The following is a 17,466-nucleotide window of genomic DNA, read 5'->3' as shown; positions in this document are numbered from 1 at the left end:
ACTCCTCTCTCAGCGACCTTGTTTTTTCAGGGTGGCGTCCAGACGCGGGAATACGCGCCGCGCGTTGCCTTCGTAGATCTGGTAACGCTGGTCGTCGGTCAGATCCGCTGCTTCGATGTAGCGTTTGGTGTCGTCAAAATAGTGGCCGGTTTGCGGGTCGATGCCTCGTACGGCACCGATCATCTCAGACGCGAACAACACGTTCTTGGTGTCGATCACGTCGGTCAGCAGATCAATGCCGGGCTGATGATACACGCAGGTGTCGAAGTAGATGTTGTTCATCAGGTGCTGATCCAACATCGGCTTTTTCATCATATCGGCCAAGCCACGGAAACGACCCCAATGGTACGGCACTGCGCCGCCGCCGTGCGGGATGATGAAGCGCAATTCAGGGAAGTCTTTGAACAGGTCGCCTTGCAGCAACTGCATGAACGCGGTGGTGTCGGCGTTCAAATAGTGCGCGCCCGTGGTGTGGAAGCAGGCGTTGCAACTGGTGCTGACGTGGATCATTGCAGGAATATCCAGCTCAACCATTTTCTCGTAAATCGGGTACCAGTGACGATCGGTCAGCGGCGGCTCTTTCCAATGTCCGCCGGACGGATCCGGATTCAAGTTGATACCGACAAAGCCGTACTCATTAATGCAGCGTTCCATTTCTGGAATGCAGCTTTTCGGGTCAACACCGGGAGACTGAGGCAGCATGGCTGCACCGATAAAACGGTCGGGAAACAACTGCGAAACGCGGAAGCACAGCTCGTTGCACATGGCGGCCCACGTTGAGCTGGTTTCAAAGTCACCAATGTGGTGCGCCATGAAACTGGCGCGCGGCGAGAAGATGGTCATATCCAGACCACGTTCGTTCATCAGCTTAAGCTGGTTAGTCTCAACGGACTCACGCAGCTCGTTATCGCTGATCTTCAGCTCCGAAGGCTTAGGTCCTGCACTCGGGTTGCCCAGCGCGGCGACCTGTGCGTTGCGCCAATCTTCCAACGCCTGCGGGGCGGTGGTGTAATGTCCATGACAATCGATGATCATTGTGTTTCTCCTGAAAGCTTCATGGATGCGCGCACGTTTCTCGCACGCAGCTCTTAAAGATCTGAAACTATTGTTCACCTATTGTCGCCCTCAGGCTATGAGCAGCCGCCTCTACCAGCTATACCAAACTGTTATACTTGACCTAAGATATAGAAAATGGCGAGACACTCGACAATGGACTTACGACAGATAGAATATTTTGTGCGCGTGGCGGAGCTGGGCAGCTTTACCCGAGCCTCTATAGCATTGAACATCGCTCAGCCCGCATTGAGCCGCCAGATTCGCCTGCTCGAAGTCGAGCTGCGCCAACCGCTGCTGATACGCAACGGTCGTGGTGTGACCTTGACCGATGCCGGACAGCGTCTGATGGAACACGGGCGCGGCATTTTGTATCAAGTGGAACGCACACGCGAAGAAATGTCCATGCTGCGCGGCGGACTGACAGGGCGCATCGCCATTGGCCTACCCCCCAGCTTATCGAAGTCGATGGCCGTGCCCTTGGTGCGTGCATTCAAGAAGATCATGCCGGAGGCAACCCTGGCTGTCAGTGAAGCGCTGTCCACCGCCATGGTCGATGCATTGGTCGCCGGGCGACTGGATATCGCACTGTTGTACAACCCGACGCCGTCACCCGATATTGACCTGTCACCTCTGGGTGAGCAGGAGCTGTTTTTGGTCACCTCGGCGGCGCTGACCACCGACCTGACCACAGGCGATCCCATCACGCTTGTCCGCTTGGCCGACACACCCTTGATCACGCCCAGCCCGCACAATGCCATTCGACGGTTTATTGAAAGTGAACTGGCCAATATCAAGCGACGGCCCAACATTGTATTGGAGATCGACAGCATCAGCGCCATTTTGGACTTGGTGGCCGATGGTGCCGGTTCGGCCGTGTTGTCACGCAACGCGGTACGCAGCTTAGGCGACCCGCATTGTTTTACCATTCACCCCATTATTGAGCCTGACTTGCGCATCAAACTCTTTCTTGCCACCAGTGCCCGCCGCCCTGCCACACAGATGCAGCGTACGATGATGAATTTGATCGAGACCGAAGTGACGCAGCATTTTGTGGGTACTCTTTGACCTGCGGCAGCAGAGCCTCACTCATCATGTCGCGCCGGCTATTACCTCCCACAATGCCTGCAGATTAGGCGATGGCGTGCGTGCTTTCGGGTACGCCAGCGCGGAGAAGAAGTGAAAAGGCGCGCCAGTCACATCTATTTCGCTTTTATTGTCGCTGTCACGGACATAATCTGAACAGGAACTAACAACCGCATCGAAACCCTTATGGAACTGGTCATCGCTTATAAAAACTACTCCTCTTGGTCATTGCGCCCATGGCTGCTGATGCGCGTCGCCGGCATCGATTTTAATGAACGCTTACTGCCCTTTGCGCACAACAACGACCTTAAAGACTTCGCTGCGCAACATGACTTACCTGCCCGAGTGCCGGTATTGCTAGACCAAAAGCGTGTAATCTGGGACAGCTTGGCCATCGCCGAGTATCTGGCCGAGCAGTTTCCCGAACGTGCGCTGTGGCCAACCGACGTGACACTGCGCGCCCTTGCCCGCAGTGCCAGCGCTGAAATGCACAGTGGCTTTATGGCCCTGCGGCAAACCTTTCCAATGAACTGTCGGGTACAAAAACAGGCGGCGGCTCTGGTAATAACCGATGCGGTGCAACGCGACCTAAACCGCTTGGCGGCCTTATGGGCACGTTTTGCTGCCGCGAAAGCAGACCATAAAGACGAAGGCGCATTTCTGTGTGGCGCATTCAGCATCGTCGATGCCATGTATGCGCCGGTTATGTGGCGGGTGAGAGGTTACGGCTTAACGGTATCGGATGAATATGCAGCGTGGAGTGAGGCGATGTATGCGCTACCCGCCATGCAGGAATGGCTGGCCGCAGCACAGGCCGAAACGTGGAGCATGCCGCAGTATGATCAAGCGGGTGAGCAATAAAGGCTAGGGAAGCCATCTGCCGCCTTGGGTATGACCGTATTCCGGCGGTGGGTGTAAACACGCCGCCCTACGATTGACCAGAGGGCTGCGCCCCCACACCACCATCAGGTTCTAAACTGATCGACCCACTGACGAATATCCGCCGACACTTGCGACACCCCTTTTCCGGCGTCGGATGTTAAACGGCTGTTATCGCTGCTGGTCTCCGTCAGTTCCGTCAACTGCATGATACTGCGATTGATCTCATCGGCCGCTTGGCTTTGCTGCCCCGCGGCGTCCGCAATCTGCACATTCATCGCACTGATCTCCGCCACGGCACTGCGAATCTCATCAAAGGCTTGCCCGGCCGACTCTAACTTTTCCATCGTCAACTGCGAACCCGTTTGGCTTTGATTCATCGCCCGCGCCGCATCCTTTGCGCCCGATTGCAATTGCTCCACTAGGTCATGAATATCATCCAACGACTTCTGCGTGCGACCCGCCAACATGCGCACCTCGTCCGCCACCACGGCAAACCCACGCCCCACTTCACCAGCACGCGCGGATTCAATGGCGGCGTTCAACGCCAACAAATTGGTCTGTTCGGCGATGGCGCGAATGACATCCAACACCTGTCCGATATTGCTCGCATCGGACTCGACACGCTGCACTAAACTGGCCGTATCCGTCAATTCACGTTCCAGATTACGCATCGCCTGACGCCCGTCATTCATCAGCGCCTGCCCGGCAGTCGACGACTCATCGGCATTGCGAGCTGCTTCCGAGGCCTTATTCGCATTGTTCGCCACATCATGCACCACGGCCTGCATTTCCACCGTGGCGCTGGCGATTTGGCCCGACTGTGCCTGCTGCGTTGCGACCACTTGCTGCGCTGCATTGGCAACAGTATCCAGATGACCAGACGCATCTGTTAAGCGATCCGCTGATTCACGCATTCCCGTCACCATTTGGTGAATACGATCCAGCGTTTGATTCAATGACAACGCCATAGCACCCACTTCGTCGGTGCTTCTTACTTTTGTGCGCAAGGTTAGATCGGCACTATCACCAATACTACGAATTGTCTTAGCAAGCGCCAAAATAGGCGCAACCAAACTGCGTGCAAACACCAGGCCTACAACTACAGCGACGACCATCATGATACTGACCAAGATGAAGGCGTTGTTTCGAATGGAAGCCAATAAGCCACGAATGTCCGCAAAGGCTTCTCGCTCGCTGATCTCGCTCAACACCACCCATTCTAAGCCCTGTACCGACACGGGCGCATAGGCCGACAGCAGCGCTTCGCCGTGCATATCTACCAATGATGCAACACCACTGTCACCATTGGCCGCATGAGCGATACCGCGACGCTGCAACGGCAGGAGGCCTACATTGGTCCCGCGCGCTTGCATATCCTCAAGCACGGCAGTATCTAGGCCTGTAGCATGCAGATCACGGAGAAATGCAGTCGGCTGCTCGGCAAAAGCGCGGCTTAAGCTACGCGTCACGCCATCACGCCCAACCAGTATCGTCTCACCCGTCTGCCCAAAACCCGTCTCGGCCCATGCCTGCCCGTTGGTCATGATCTGATTCAACGGCTGCTCCGACAACGCAAGCACCAACGAGCCAAGCCGCTCGCCGCTGTCACGCCGATAGACTTGTGTCCCAATGAACGCAGTAGGAAGGTCATAGAGCGGGGCATAAGCACTGAAGTCTTCACTGTAGGTTTCGCCACGGTCACCCGCCATCACCTGTTGATGAACCCTCGCTAAGCCACTGGTACTGAATTGTTCGTTCAGGTTTATGCCGAAATCAATGTTCTTTTGCACGGAATAAAAGACCAAGCCATCTTCTGCCACCAAATACAAATCGGCATAGCCAAAGCGCTGCACAAAGTCATTCAAATAACTGTGCAATCCACGGTGCATAAAGTCGTATGAGCTGATCGTGCGGGACCGCACCAGTTCGTTTTTCTGACCGATGGGATACTCGGAATCGACCATGTAGGCATACTGTAAAAAGGTCGCGGTGTTATCCAAACTTTGATGGTACAGGGCAGCGCTGAGCGTGCGACCATTATTCAGGGTTCGGTAATAAGCCGCGAATTCACCTTCGTAAAAACTGGCCACCGCTTCGCGGTAGGTGTCCATATTATTGCGATGCGAGTCGGCGACGTTACGTGCACTGCTCGCCATTTCCATCATTAGGTCAATCAGGTTGGTGTTTGCCGACTGACTCAACACTTGATCCCGTGTGTTTGCCATGTAGTCTTCTACTTGCGCTCGCTTGGTTTCCCTTAAGGCCACCAGTTGAGCCTCCACTTGAGCGCGCAGTGCGGAGCTGCCAGCTGACGAAGCCACTGCACCAATGAGTATCACACTGATCACGACCGGGACAGCGGTTAATAAGATGGCTCCGAGGGTAACCTTGGTTTTGATATTCATGGGCTTACGCTCCGAACAAACGAACGAGCGCGTCACTGTATGCTGACTTAGGCAACCGTAAACAGGCCGTCAAGCCACTAGCTGTTATACCAATTCAGCATAACCGGCTCGCCCTCTGCGCAAAGCGTTAACTCACCTGCTCACTCAACGACTTGATGATGGACACAAAAAGCCGCTGTGTCGGCGTCGGGTGCCAACCGGTACGCAGGGTAAGACCTATGGGGCGTCGCGTTGCTGGAATGTCGGTGTCGAGCACGGTCAGAATACCCTCCTCCTGCTCGTGCTGAATTTGGTGGCTGGAAATGAAGGTCAAACGGTCACTGCCGGTCAGAAGTTCACGGACTACGATCTGTGAGCTGCATTCTACCAAGCCATGCAATACATCTGGGTCGGCATCAACAAACACGCGGTCAAACTGTGAACGAGCCGGTGTTCCACTGCGTGGCACGACCCAGCGATAGCCCTTAAGGTCGGCCACCGTCAAGCCTGTGCGTGCGGCCAATGGGTGACCGTTTCGTCCCACCACAGAAATGGAGGTGTCGAACAAGGCTTCCTGCACCACATCATTGGTGGGCGCTGGATCACGCAAGGCACCAATCAACAAATCAACTTCACCGTACAACAAACGATGTAAAAGATCGTCGTAAGGGCCTTCAACCACACTGATGCGTAAATCAGGCTTAAGTTGCGTAATACGGTTAATGGCAGAGGGCAAAATATAGGTACGCGCCAGCGGCATGGAGCCCACGACAATGGTTGTAGAATCGGTTCCAGAGAGACTGCTTAACTCGTCATAGCCTTGGGTAATCTCTTTCAACGCCAGCCGGGTGTACCGCGTCAAGCGTTCGGCGGCGCGGGTCAGCGCTACACCAACGCTGGTTTTCTCAAACAACAACAAGTTCAGGCTGTCTTCCAGGTCACGAGCCGCTCGATACACCGCCGGTTGAGACAGACCAATGCTGCGCGCTGCCCCTGAATAACTGGGCGCGTGTTGCAATGCTAACAGCGCCCGTAAATGTACATTGGTGAGCAACAAGGCAGGTTCTCCACCTCCGCGCCGATCGGCCTGTTTTTTCTCGCCCACACGCATGGCATCACGCACGCCTTGCTGCAGCAAGCTCAAGCAGCGCTGAACTCGCTTGGCAAAAAGTTTTCCTTCTTCCGTGAGAAACAAACCATTGTGACGCCGGTGAAACAACAAACAACCGACAGCAGCCTCCAACTTAGCAATGGCCTGCGTCAGCGCCGACTGAGACAGAAAAACACGTTCCGCTGCAGCACTGATACTGTGCGCTAACGCGACCTCTTGAAAGGCACGCAAGTGCCGCAGATTCGGTGTTTGATCTGGCATGATGCTTGGCCTAAAAACCACCTCTATAACAAAATTTAATATCTTATAAAGTAAATCTAAATGGTACAGCTGTCACTCAATATGAATACTGCACCGTGTAAAAGTTAGAACGGTAGCCACAATGATAAAAGTACCCGTTTTGGTTTTTTTGCGTTTTATCCACATTTACGCACTAAAGTTGCAATTAACCGGCACTTTTTGACGACGTAAGCCGCTGTTCTGAATCTATCAACTCGACTTGGATAGCCAGCATCGAGAAGATTTCTATAAAAATAAAGAGGACAACATAATGTTGAGATTTTTGAAGAAAGTAAGTGCTATAACTCTTTTAGCGAGCCTAGTGAGTGTATCGGCACAAGCCCAGCAAGTCACCCTGCGCATGGGCCACCTGTGGCCCGCCGTGTCTGGTAACCACATTGACCTAATGCAAGCATGGGCTGATAAGGTCCAAGCCGATTCCAACGGTCGCATCCGTGTTGAAGTCTATCCAGGTGGCACCTTGGTACCGCCTACTGAGCAATATGAAGCAGTGCGTAACCGCATCATGGACATCACTGCTACGGTACAAGGCTATACCGCGAACCGCTTCCCGTTGACGCAAATTGTTGAGTTGCCCGGTGTGAGCGACAGTGGTACGCAAGGTGCTTGTATCTTACAAAATCTGTATGACGAAGGTCATTTGGACCGCGAATATGCAGACACCAAACCCTTGTTCATGTTCACCCATGGCCCCGGCATGTTCCACGTGCGTGGCACTGAAATCCGCACTCCAGAAGACCTGCGCGGCCTGCGCATCCGTCGCCCTACCACAGTAGTGGGTAACATCCTTGAGCAACTGGGTGCGCAGCCAGTCGGCATGCCAGCCCCAGAAAGCTACACCGCTATGCAGCGCGGCGTGATTGATGGCGTAGCGCTGCCATGGGAAGGCACCATCGCATTTCGCTTGGCGGAATTGGTGGACTCACACACCAGCATTGGTGGCATGTACACCCTTGCCTTTATCGTGACCATGAACAGCCAGGTGTACAACAGCCTGTCGGCGGAAAACCGTGCGGTCATTGATGCCAATACAGGTATGGAGTGGGCTATGACCGGTGGTCGCGTCTTCGACCGTTTGGATGAAGCTGGCATCGCTGATGCGCAAGCCAAGGGCCGTACCATTATCGACATCGAGGGTGGCGTGAACAACCCAGCATGGGCTCCGGCCATCAATGCTGCGCGTGAGCAGTACCTGAATGACTTGGAGAATCGCAACCTACCGGGTCGCGCAGTATTCGAGCGTGCGATGGAATTGCGCAACAGCTGCGCTGCCTAATAGGGGAGAACTGAACCGTGGGCATAGTGAATCGATTCGTAGATACGGTCAGAACGCTGGCATTTTTGCTCAGTCTGGCCGGAGGTGTGATCTTGGTATTTTCAATGCTGGCTGTATTAGCCGATGTTGCGACGCGAACCCTGTTTGGGATGACCGGCGGCGCCATAGATCTGACCTTCCGCGGCAGTTATGAGATCGTTCGCTATGGCCTACTGCTCAGCATGATCTACGCCCTGCCCTTCGCACTTAAAGATGGGCAGGTCATCGTCGATTTGTTTACGGACAAGCTCAGTGAGGCCAACAAGCAACGTCTGGCTGGCCTCTACGTATTCTTCTTCGGAGTTTTTGGTTTCGTGTTGTCGAAAGGTCTTTGGGAGTCTATTCAGCGCGTCCAAATGACCGGCGAAACCTCACAAGATTTTGGTATTCCCATGGCGTACTTCTACGGTGCGGCCTTAGTGGGTGCAGTCATGCTGGGCGTACGTGGCATGACCGTGACGTGGGAATACTTCACCGGGCGCGGTAATACGCCCCACGGGCCAGAGGAAAACCGTTTATGAGCTCACAAATTATAGGCTTTCTTTGTGTAGCGGGCATGCTGGGTATGATTGCTCTGCGCATGCCCATTGCCATGGCAATGGCCGTTACCGGTTTCATGGGCTTTGGTCTGATTGTCGCCTTTGATCCGGCAATCTCTATTTTACAAACCAGTGCACTTAATACGCTGACCAACTACAGCTACAGCCCCATCCCCATGTTTGTGTTGATGGGCGTTTTGGCGTCTAAAGCTCGAATGTCGTCGGAATTGTTCAACGGCGCGCGTACGCTCTTCGGTGCGTGGCGCGGCGGCATGGCCTTGGCGGCAGTGACGTCGTGCGGCGTCTTCTCAGCCATCTCTGGCTCATCTTTAGCAACGGCGGCCAGCATGTCTAAGGTAGCCCTGCCCGAGATGAAACGTCAGGGCTACGCTGACTCGCTGGCATCCGGCACCATTGCGGCAGGTGGCACGTTAGGCATCATGATACCGCCGTCTATTGCCTTGTTGCTCTACGCCCTGATCACGGAGCAATCGGTCGGCGATATGTTCATCGCAGGCATCATTCCGGGGATTATTGGCTTGGTGTTGTATTTGGTCGCCATTGCGGTGGTCGTTGCCTTGCGCCCTGACTTGGCCACCCCAGGTGAAGCCACCACAGTAATGCAAAAACTGGCTGGACTGAAAGGGTTAGTGCCGTTCGGCTTTATTTTTGCTTTGATCATCGGCGGTATCTACGGTGGCATTTTTACACCGACAGAAGCGGCCTCGGTGGGCGCCTTCGGTGCGCTGATCATTGCCCTGTTTCGTGGTATGACGTGGCGCGACTTCGTTGACGCCGTGCGGGAAACGCTGGTTGTTTCCGCGATGATCTTCTTTATGGTCATCGGCGCCGAAATATTTGGTTATTTTCTGTCGGTATCACGGGTGTCTTTCACGCTCGTAGAGATCGTCTCCGCCATGGACCTGACACCCTTTATGGTGTTGCTGGCTATTCTGCTTCTGTACGTTCTACTGGGTATGGTCATGGACAGCATTGCAATGCTGCTGCTGACCGTGCCCATCGTGTTTCCGCTGGCGATGCAAGCGGGCTTTGATCCCATTTGGTTCGGTATCGTGACCGTTATTACGGTGGAGCTGGGCCTGATTACACCGCCCATCGGCATGAACGTCTTTGTGATTAAGTCGGTGGCACCGCACATCAAGCTTACAGACATCTTTAAAGGGGTTATTCCCTTTGTGATTACCGACATCATTCGTCTGGTGCTGCTGATCGCTTTCCCGGTATTGGCACTCGGACTCATTGGATAGGAAGGACATAATCATGAACGCCGTGGTACAAAACGTAGTGGTACAGAATATCGAACGCGCTGACGCCGAGGTCATCGATCGGCTGGCTAAGTGTGGCGTCGCTACGGTGCATGAGGCCCAAGGCCGTAAAGGCTTATTGGCTGATTACATGCGCCCTATCTACAGTGGCGCTGCCGTAGCCGCCTCGGCGGTGACCATATCCGCAGCACCGTGCGATAACTGGATGGTGCATGTGGCTATCGAGCAACTGCAAGAAGGCGACATCCTCGTGCTGGCGCCGACCTCGCCGTCCAATGCCGGTTATTTTGGTGATTTGCTCGCGACGTCTGCGCAAGCGCGGGGATGTCGGGGCTTGATCATTGACGCCGGTGTACGGGATATTCGTGACCTCACCGCCATGCACTTTCCGGTGTGGTCAAAGGCTATTTTCGCCCAAGGTACGGTGAAAGAAACACTGGGCTCAGTAAACGTTCCTATCGTCTGTGCCGGTGAACTGGTGAATCCCGGCGACATCATCGTTGCTGACGACGACGGTGTGTGTGTCGTCCGCCGCGACGAAGCCGCTGACGTCGTGGTAAAAGCCGAGAAACGTATGGCGCTGGAAGAAGAGAAGCGCCTGCGTCTTGCCGCAGGGGAACTGGGTTTGGACATCTACGACATGCGCGGACGTCTAGCGGAACGAGGCTTGAAATATGTCTAGTACCGCGACTTGCATGTGGATGCGTGGTGGTACGTCAAAGGGGGCTTTTTTCCTAGCAGAAGACCTCCCGTCCGATATTGTCCAGCGTGACGCTTTTTTGTTACGGGTGATGGGCTCACCGGACGAGCGCCAGATTGACGGCATGGGCGGCGCAGACCCATTGACCTCCAAGGTCGCGGTGGTGAGCCGTTCATCGCAACCCGGCGCAGATGTGAATTACTTATTTTTGCAGGTGTACGTTGACCAAGCCTTGGTCAGCGATGCGCAAAATTGCGGCAATATGTTGGCGGGTGTTGGCCCATTCGCCATCGAGCGCGGCTTGATCAAACCGCAAGGCGACGAAACCGATGTGGCCATCTATATGGAAAACACCCAGCAAATCGCTGTCGCTACGGTACAAACACCGAACGGTATGGTGACGTACACGGGCAATGCCGATATAGATGGCGTACCCGGCACGGCCGCGCCCGTGCTGATTGAGTTTCAAGATGTGGCAGGCTCAAGCTGCGGGGCGTTATTGCCCACCGGCAATGTCCGCGACTTGATCGACGGTACCTGGGTTACCTGTATCGACAACGGCATGCCCACGGTGTTGCTGCGAGCGAATGATCTGGGCATCTCTGGACAGGAATCCCGTGAGGATCTTGACGCTAACCTAACGCTTAAAAAACGCTTGGAAGCCATTCGTCTGCAAGCGGGCTACATTATGAATCTGGCCGACGTTACCGATAAAACCGTTCCGAAAATGACCCTCGTAAGCGCAGCGCTTAACGGTGGAGCATTGTCGACGCGCACTTTTATTCCGCACCGCTGTCATGCCTCCATCGGAGTGCTGGGGGCCGTTTCTGTGGCGACTGCCTGTGCTATTCCGGGGAGCATCGCCGCAGAGTTTTCATCGGTCGGTAGCGAGCGTCGTTTAACCATTGACGTTGAACACCCCATCGGTAAAACCACAGTGGTGTTGACACGCGACGACGATGGGCAAATGAAGGGGGCCGGAATTTTGCGCACCGCGCGCAAGCTGTTTGACGGCACAGTTTTTGGCTAAGCATCAGGCAGAGGACCGGAATCATGCTCCACGATCAGGCGCATACACTGACATTTATTGGCTTTGGTGAAGCAGCACAGGCCTTTGTTAGCCGGATGGATCGTTCGGGATTAGACACTGTTAGAGCGTTTGATCTCAAAGTGATGGGCGAGCAACGCGCTGACGTGATGGCAACCTGTGCCGCATACGATGTTGAATGCTGTGACGACTTGCCAACCGCGCTCAAGGGGGCGGACATAGTATGGTCAGTAGTGACCGCAGACCAGGCTTATCCCGCCGCCCTCGAGGTTGCCGAATTGATACAGGCGGGCGCCTTCTTTCTTGACTGCAATTCCTGTGCGCCACACACCAAACAAGCTGCCGATCAAGTAATCACGGAGGCCGGAGCGCACTATGTGGATGTGGCAGTAATGTCACCTGTATTGCCAGCACGCAATAAGACGCCCATGCTGTTGAGTGGTGAGTACAGCACTGTCGCCCAGACCTTATTAACACAGTTGAATATGAACGCCACAGTGGAACCCGGCCCGGTGGGTACGGCGTCGGCCATCAAAATGGTCCGCAGCATCATGGTGAAAGGTATGGAGGCGTTGTTTGCCGAATGTACGTTGGCGGGTCGCTTAGCCGGTGTCGACCAGCAGGTATTTGCTTCGCTGGAAGCCTCTACCCCCGGCTATCATTGGGCCAAACGCGCGGGCTATAACCTTGAACGCATGACCCTGCATGGCGAACGCCGTGCGGCCGAGATGGAAGAAGTGTGTGCCTTTCTTGACCACTTGGGCATACCGGAGAAATTATCAGCAACCACTGTGCGTTGGCAGCGCCGCTTGGCGGAGTCAGGAGTCAAAGCACGCGAAGATGACTATGCGACAGCCGCCGACGAGCTGCTGGACGCCTTCGCTCTGAAGCCATACGAGCGGCCCGTAATTAAGCCCTGATGCTTATGAGCAACAGGCCAAATCGCTAACCCTTTAAGGAGAACGAACATGAAAGTATGTGTAGCCGGTGCCGCTGGCGCCTTTGGTATGAAGCATCTCGATGCCATTTCGAACATCGAAGGCATTGAGGTGCTATCGGTCGTGGGCGTTGAATCAGCCAAGATAACTACTTTCGCGCAAGAGCGCGGCATTCCCCATGCCTACACCTCGTTAGACGAGGCATTGGCCCAGCCCGAACTGGATGCCGTGATTTTGGCCACCCCAACTCAGTTGCACGCCAGCCAAGCCATTGCCTGTATGAAAGCGGGTAAGCATGTGATGGTGGAAATTCCGATGGCAGACAACATCGAAGATTCACGTGAAGTGGTGCGCGTGCAGCAGGAAACCGGCATGGTCGCGATGGCCGGGCACACGCGCCGTTTTAATCCCAGCCACCAATGGATACACGACAAAATCCAAGCGGGCGAGTTGAAGATTCAACAGATGGACGTGCAAACCTATTTCTTCCGCCGCACCAACACCAACGCCAAGGGCGAGCCACGGAGCTGGACTGACCACCTGCTGTGGCACCACGCCTGCCACACGGTTGACCTGTTTCAGTATCAAACCGGTGAGCGTGCCAACAAACTGCAAGCCCTGCAGGGCCCTATGCATCCTGAGCTGGGGATTGCCATGGACATGAGTATTGGCATGAAAGTGCCGTCGGGCGCCATCTGCACCTTGTCGCTTTCATTCAACAACGAGGGCCCGTTTGGCACTTTCTTCCGCTACATCTGTGACAAGGGTACGTATATTGCGCGTTACGATGACTTGGTCGACGGTCATGAAAACCCGATCGATTTGAGTGGCGTGGCGGTTTCCAACAACGGCATTGAACTGCAAGACCGCGAGTTTTTCAGTGCCATTCTAGAAGGCCGCGAGCCAAACGCCAGTGTGGCCCAAGCGCTCGGCGCCATGGAAAGCCTGCATAAGCTTGAACAATTGCTCGACGCCTAGGGGCACTCTCATCATAAGAGCGCCTGCCAAAATGTCGCGGGTGCTTTTGTGATAAGAGCATACCCGCGCTACGGTGCGTGCGACAGCAGACAGGCTACGAATGGGCCAGCAGAAAATCACGCAGTACCTGAGTGACTGCTTCCGGCTGTTCCATGGTGCTCATGTGGCCCGCGTCTTCAATGACCATCATCTGACTACCCGGCACCAAGTCGGCCATCTCTTGATGTTGTGCAACCGGGCTCCAAGCATCCTGCCGTCCCGTCACGAATAATGTAGGACATTGTATGCTGCGCAGCACGTCGGTGGCATCAGGGCGTAATATCAAGGCATTGATCTGGCGCTGAAATAAGGCCGGGGTTTTGCTGCTGATCATATCCAGAATATCGGTGCAGAGTTGCGTATCCCGCCGCCGCTCCGGGTGCACCATGCCCTGCAGCCAGTCTTGACCCATCACCCGCATACCCTGCTCTTGCGCCATTTTTACCAAGCGCATCCGACCCGCTATTTCCTGCTCGCCCACAGCGCCGTCGGCTACAGCTTTGTACCCCGTATCCATGAAAATGGCGCATTCGATACGCTCTGGCGCTAGGCGCAGCACTTCCATAGCCACACGCCCTCCCATGGAATGCCCCACGACAGAAAAGCGCTTAGGGGCGACCCTGAGGACTTCACGCGCCATATCAGGCAAGGAAACGGCAACATCATAGCACACCGCTCGGCAGTCCATATCTGCCTGCAGGGCGTCGATCTGCGGTTCCCATACCTTTTGATCGCACAGCAGGCCGGGCAACATCATCAAGGCTGATTTCATAAACCTATCCCCTTATTTCGCTAATCACCAACCTGTATTAACGATCATAACGCACGGGTCGTCACCCTTCTGCCGCCGGACAATGCGTTCCAACAACGGGTTACTTTTCAGCCAGGGCTTCGTCGGTCAACGTTTTCAGAAAATCAATGAACACCCGCGTGCGCGCACTCAACATACGACGACTGGTGTAAACCGCCGAGGCCTTAGCCAAAGGCTCTACCGCCCAGTCGTGCCCAACCTGACGCAACTTGCCTTGGGCGATCTGGTCACGCACGTAGATGTACGGCAGTAAAGCGATCCCCGCACCGGCGATGACGGTGTCACGCACCATGATGGGATCGGTTGTCTCTATCTCACCACCCACGTTTAAGGCATGACGTTGATCACCATGACGCACCGTCAGCGGCTTATTGTGGTAACGCTGCTCACAGATATAGACGTTCTCGGTCAGCTCTTCTAACGAACGCGGAAAGGCAATGGTTTTCAAAAAAGCCGGACTCGCCACCCACACCAGCGGCGTCTCAAACAGAGTTATGGCAATCAAATCAGAATCAGGTAATTCACCGACTTGCACCGCCACGTCGATGTGGTCACCCAGCAGATTCACCTGATTGGGGGTAATCTGAATATTCAATTCAACGTCAGGGTAGGCATTGCGGAAACGGTGCAGGTGGCCAGCGACGATTTCGCGACTGAACGCCATGGGCAAAGAAACAGTCAACAAACCATTGGGCTGATTGGTGATGCCATTCATATGCGCATCCGCCGCTTCCACCTGCTCTAATATCAGCTTGCAGTGCTTATAAAACACCTCGCCTTCAGCAGTGGTATGCACGTGCCGTGAGTTACGATCCAGCAAGCGCACCTGCAAGTCATCTTCGAGCCGCTGCACAAATCGACTCACGCTACTTTTTGGCATGCGCAGGGCCCGCGCCGCCGATGAAATACCTTGGTGTTCTACCACAGCAGCAAAAATCGGCAAATCAGCTATGTTCCACTTCATGAACGAATCATCCTGTTAGAATGTATTGTTCCAGATTCTGCCTTTATTTATGCTGTTTGTCATTGTTCATGTGACAGCGCACTGTCGATTGGATTGCGTTGTTCTTTCAGCCAGCTCACGCTGGCTTTTTTTATGCCCATGGAGGGGCGGACCGGGAATTGCTCCTGCATTCTCGGCATACTGGCCGTCCTGGCCATATATGCTGGCAACGCAGGGAGCAGTTGCCAGTAATGCCCATGGAGGGGCGGACTAAGCAGTTATTCAACAAACTCTTCAGTATCAATCTCTGCTTGCGTCACTGCGTTATAGCGCGGGCCACTGACGTTGTGCTGATTCATGGCGCTGTCGAGGCATTGCAACATGTCAGCCGACAAGACTATCTCCGCAGCCCGTACGTTATCTTCAAGATGGCGCAAAGAGGTCGTGCCAGGAATCACCACCAGTGTCGGGTCTTGGTGTAACAACCAGGCCAGCGCCAGTTGAGCGGTGCTACAGCCCTGCTCTCGCGCCAGTTGCTGCACGGCTTCGGCACACTGACGATTAACAGCGTAGTGCTCCGCTTGAAAGCGTGGCATATTTCGGCGCAAGTCATTGGCGGGCAGCGCGTCCACGTCGGGCAGGTGGTCCGTCAACACCCCCCGCGCGACCGGGCTGAACGCCACAAAGGTCGCGCCGAGCTCACGGCAGGCTTGTAGCACGGCGATTTCGGCGTTCCGCGTCCACAAGGAATATTCTGTTTGCACAGCGGCAATCGGGTGCTCTCGATGTGCCTTACGCAAGGTCGCGGCCGAGACTTCCGACAGCCCAATCGCACCAATTTTGCCCGCTTGCTTCAAGTCGGCCAGTGCTCCCACACTTTCTTCAATGGGTACGCGTTTGTCCCAGCGGTGCAAGTAGTAGAGATCAATGAAATCCGTACCCAAGCGCTGCAAGGCGTCATCACAAGTCTGGCGCAGCATCTCTGGGCGTCCATTGATCTCGCGCTTGCCGTCCGCACCCTTGAACATGCCGCACTTGCTGGCCAGATAGAATTCATTGCGGCGTTGCATCACCGCCTTACCCAGCAGGCTTTCGTTCGCGCCGAAACCATACAGCGCTGCGGTGTCCAAATGGTTATAGCCCAAATCCAATGCGCGGTTCAGTAAGGCAATGCCTTCGGCTTCAGACGGTGGCACACCGTAAGCGTGCGACAGATTCATGCAGCCGAGGCCAACCCGGTGAGTATGCGCTAACGATTGTGGTGACGATGCCATGGTGGTGCCCTTTTGAATGAACGTGGAGAATTTTGACGCCGCCATGTTAACGCAGCCTACTGTTCCATAGGTGGTACGGAGTGTTTAATCCAGCGCGTCGGGTAAGCCGAACAGCCCGCCATAACGCAAACCAATATAAGCATGTTCACGCATCAACATTTCCACACGCGCGCCTTCGCCCAGCACCAAAGCCTGAAACACCATTTGATGCTGCAAATGAGCCAGGTGCAGTTTTTTGAACTCTTGCGCCAGATGCTGCGTATCTAAAATGATGGAATCGGAAGAGGCAAACGGCAGATGATTGTTGCGCGCGATGGCATCGGCAATGGCCCGACTGCCGGCTCCTTGCACAATAACCTCATGAAAGCGCGCATTGATTTCACTCCAGCTCAAGAGATCATCTTCCGTAGGGTCTGGCTTAGCAAAGAGCGCATCACCATCATTGATACACTGCTGCAAGGTAGCACGGGCGGCAGCACTGAGCCCGGCCTCGGCCATGCGGCGCGCGGCCAAACCCTCTAAGACGCCACGAATCTCCAAACCGCAGATCACGTCTTCCTTCGAGAATTCGCGTACCACAAACCCCTGCTTACCGGCTTTTTCCAGTAGACCTTCTTGCTCCAGCGTCCGGAACGCCAAGCGAATCGGTGTGCGGGATACCCCCAGCATTTCAGCGACCTGTACTTCACCCAGCTTCTCACCAGGCTTTAAGTGGCCATCGCTGATGAGCTTGCGCAGGCTGGACACGGCGACTCGACTGACGGTGCTCATGATGTTTA

16 protein-coding genes are annotated in these 17,466 nt (G+C 54.9%); 9 read left to right on the top strand and 7 right to left on the bottom strand.

The window, feature by feature from the left end; genetic code table 11:
* Positions 1–9 precede the first annotated feature (9 nt).
* Positions 10–1,035, bottom strand: coding sequence for an amidohydrolase family protein (locus tag NFC81_RS01405; protein ID WP_304995752.1), 1,026 nt, complete (start codon positions 1,033–1,035; stop codon positions 10–12).
* A gap of 156 nt (positions 1,036–1,191) precedes the next feature.
* Here NFC81_RS01405 and NFC81_RS01400 point away from each other — a divergent pair, with 156 nt between their 5' ends.
* Both NFC81_RS01400 and NFC81_RS01395 read left to right on the top strand, forming a co-directional pair.
* The gene (locus NFC81_RS01400; protein ID WP_304995751.1) at positions 1,192–2,121 is read left to right on the top strand and encodes a LysR substrate-binding domain-containing protein; all 930 of its coding nucleotides are present in this window, start codon (positions 1,192–1,194) and stop codon (positions 2,119–2,121) included.
* Between the two features lie 204 nt (positions 2,122–2,325).
* Positions 2,326–3,000 carry a glutathione S-transferase gene (locus NFC81_RS01395; RefSeq protein WP_304995750.1) on the top strand — a complete coding sequence of 225 codons (675 nt, stop codon included), beginning with the start codon at positions 2,326–2,328 and terminating at the stop codon, positions 2,998–3,000.
* 104 nt (positions 3,001–3,104) lie between these two features.
* Here the strand turns inward: NFC81_RS01395 and NFC81_RS01390 are convergent, their stop codons facing one another.
* Entirely contained in the window at positions 3,105–5,426 is a 2,322-nt protein-coding gene (locus NFC81_RS01390) for a methyl-accepting chemotaxis protein (protein WP_304995749.1), read from the bottom strand.
* Between the two features lie 127 nt (positions 5,427–5,553).
* Positions 5,554–6,777: a LysR family transcriptional regulator gene (locus tag NFC81_RS01385; RefSeq protein WP_304995748.1), complete on the bottom strand. Its 1,224-nt coding sequence runs from the start codon at positions 6,775–6,777 to the stop codon at positions 5,554–5,556.
* A gap of 289 nt (positions 6,778–7,066) precedes the next feature.
* Between NFC81_RS01385 and NFC81_RS01380 the strand changes: the two genes are divergently transcribed.
* The 7 genes from NFC81_RS01380 to NFC81_RS01350 are packed head-to-tail and all read left to right on the top strand — an operon-like array spanning position 7,067 to position 13,620.
* A complete protein-coding gene (locus NFC81_RS01380) occupies positions 7,067–8,092 on the top strand; it encodes a TRAP transporter substrate-binding protein (protein WP_304995747.1) in 1,026 nt (341 codons plus the stop codon).
* A 26-nt stretch (positions 8,093–8,118) separates the two neighbouring features.
* The gene (locus NFC81_RS01375; protein WP_304995746.1) at positions 8,119–8,652 is read left to right on the top strand and encodes a TRAP transporter small permease subunit; all 534 of its coding nucleotides are present in this window, start codon (positions 8,119–8,121) and stop codon (positions 8,650–8,652) included.
* Positions 8,649–9,938, top strand: coding sequence for a TRAP transporter large permease (locus NFC81_RS01370; RefSeq protein WP_304995745.1), 1,290 nt, complete (start codon positions 8,649–8,651; stop codon positions 9,936–9,938). Before NFC81_RS01375 ends, NFC81_RS01370 begins: the two co-directional genes overlap by 4 nt.
* A gap of 22 nt (positions 9,939–9,960) precedes the next feature.
* Positions 9,961–10,638, top strand: coding sequence for a 4-carboxy-4-hydroxy-2-oxoadipate aldolase/oxaloacetate decarboxylase (locus tag NFC81_RS01365; protein ID WP_370529921.1), 678 nt, complete (start codon positions 9,961–9,963; stop codon positions 10,636–10,638).
* Positions 10,631–11,686: a 4-oxalomesaconate tautomerase gene (locus NFC81_RS01360; protein ID WP_304995743.1), complete on the top strand. Its 1,056-nt coding sequence runs from the start codon at positions 10,631–10,633 to the stop codon at positions 11,684–11,686. Before NFC81_RS01365 ends, NFC81_RS01360 begins: the two co-directional genes overlap by 8 nt.
* Positions 11,687–11,709: 23 nt before the next feature.
* Entirely contained in the window at positions 11,710–12,624 is a 915-nt protein-coding gene (locus NFC81_RS01355; protein ID WP_304995742.1) for a DUF1932 domain-containing protein, read from the top strand.
* 48 nt (positions 12,625–12,672) lie between these two features.
* A complete protein-coding gene (locus tag NFC81_RS01350; protein WP_304995741.1) occupies positions 12,673–13,620 on the top strand; it encodes a Gfo/Idh/MocA family oxidoreductase in 948 nt (315 codons plus the stop codon).
* Positions 13,621–13,714: 94 nt separating this feature from the next.
* Here the strand turns inward: NFC81_RS01350 and NFC81_RS01345 are convergent, their stop codons facing one another.
* The 4 genes from NFC81_RS01345 to NFC81_RS01330 form a co-directional block, all read right to left on the bottom strand.
* Entirely contained in the window at positions 13,715–14,431 is a 717-nt protein-coding gene (locus NFC81_RS01345; protein WP_304995740.1) for an alpha/beta fold hydrolase, read from the bottom strand.
* 100 nt (positions 14,432–14,531) lie between these two features.
* Positions 14,532–15,434 carry a LysR family transcriptional regulator gene (locus NFC81_RS01340; RefSeq protein WP_304995739.1) on the bottom strand — a complete coding sequence of 301 codons (903 nt, stop codon included), beginning with the start codon at positions 15,432–15,434 and terminating at the stop codon, positions 14,532–14,534.
* A 257-nt stretch (positions 15,435–15,691) separates the two neighbouring features.
* A complete protein-coding gene (locus NFC81_RS01335) occupies positions 15,692–16,687 on the bottom strand; it encodes an aldo/keto reductase (protein WP_370529920.1) in 996 nt (331 codons plus the stop codon).
* 84 nt (positions 16,688–16,771) lie between these two features.
* Positions 16,772–17,458, bottom strand: coding sequence for a GntR family transcriptional regulator (locus tag NFC81_RS01330; RefSeq protein WP_304995737.1), 687 nt, complete (start codon positions 17,456–17,458; stop codon positions 16,772–16,774).
* Positions 17,459–17,466: the final 8 nt, after the last annotated feature.

Origin of the sequence: Salinispirillum sp. LH 10-3-1 (assembly GCF_030643825.1) — a bacterium.
Taxonomy (GTDB): Bacteria; Pseudomonadota; Gammaproteobacteria; order Pseudomonadales; family Natronospirillaceae; genus Salinispirillum.
This window is presented reverse-complemented; position numbering and strand designations above follow the sequence as displayed.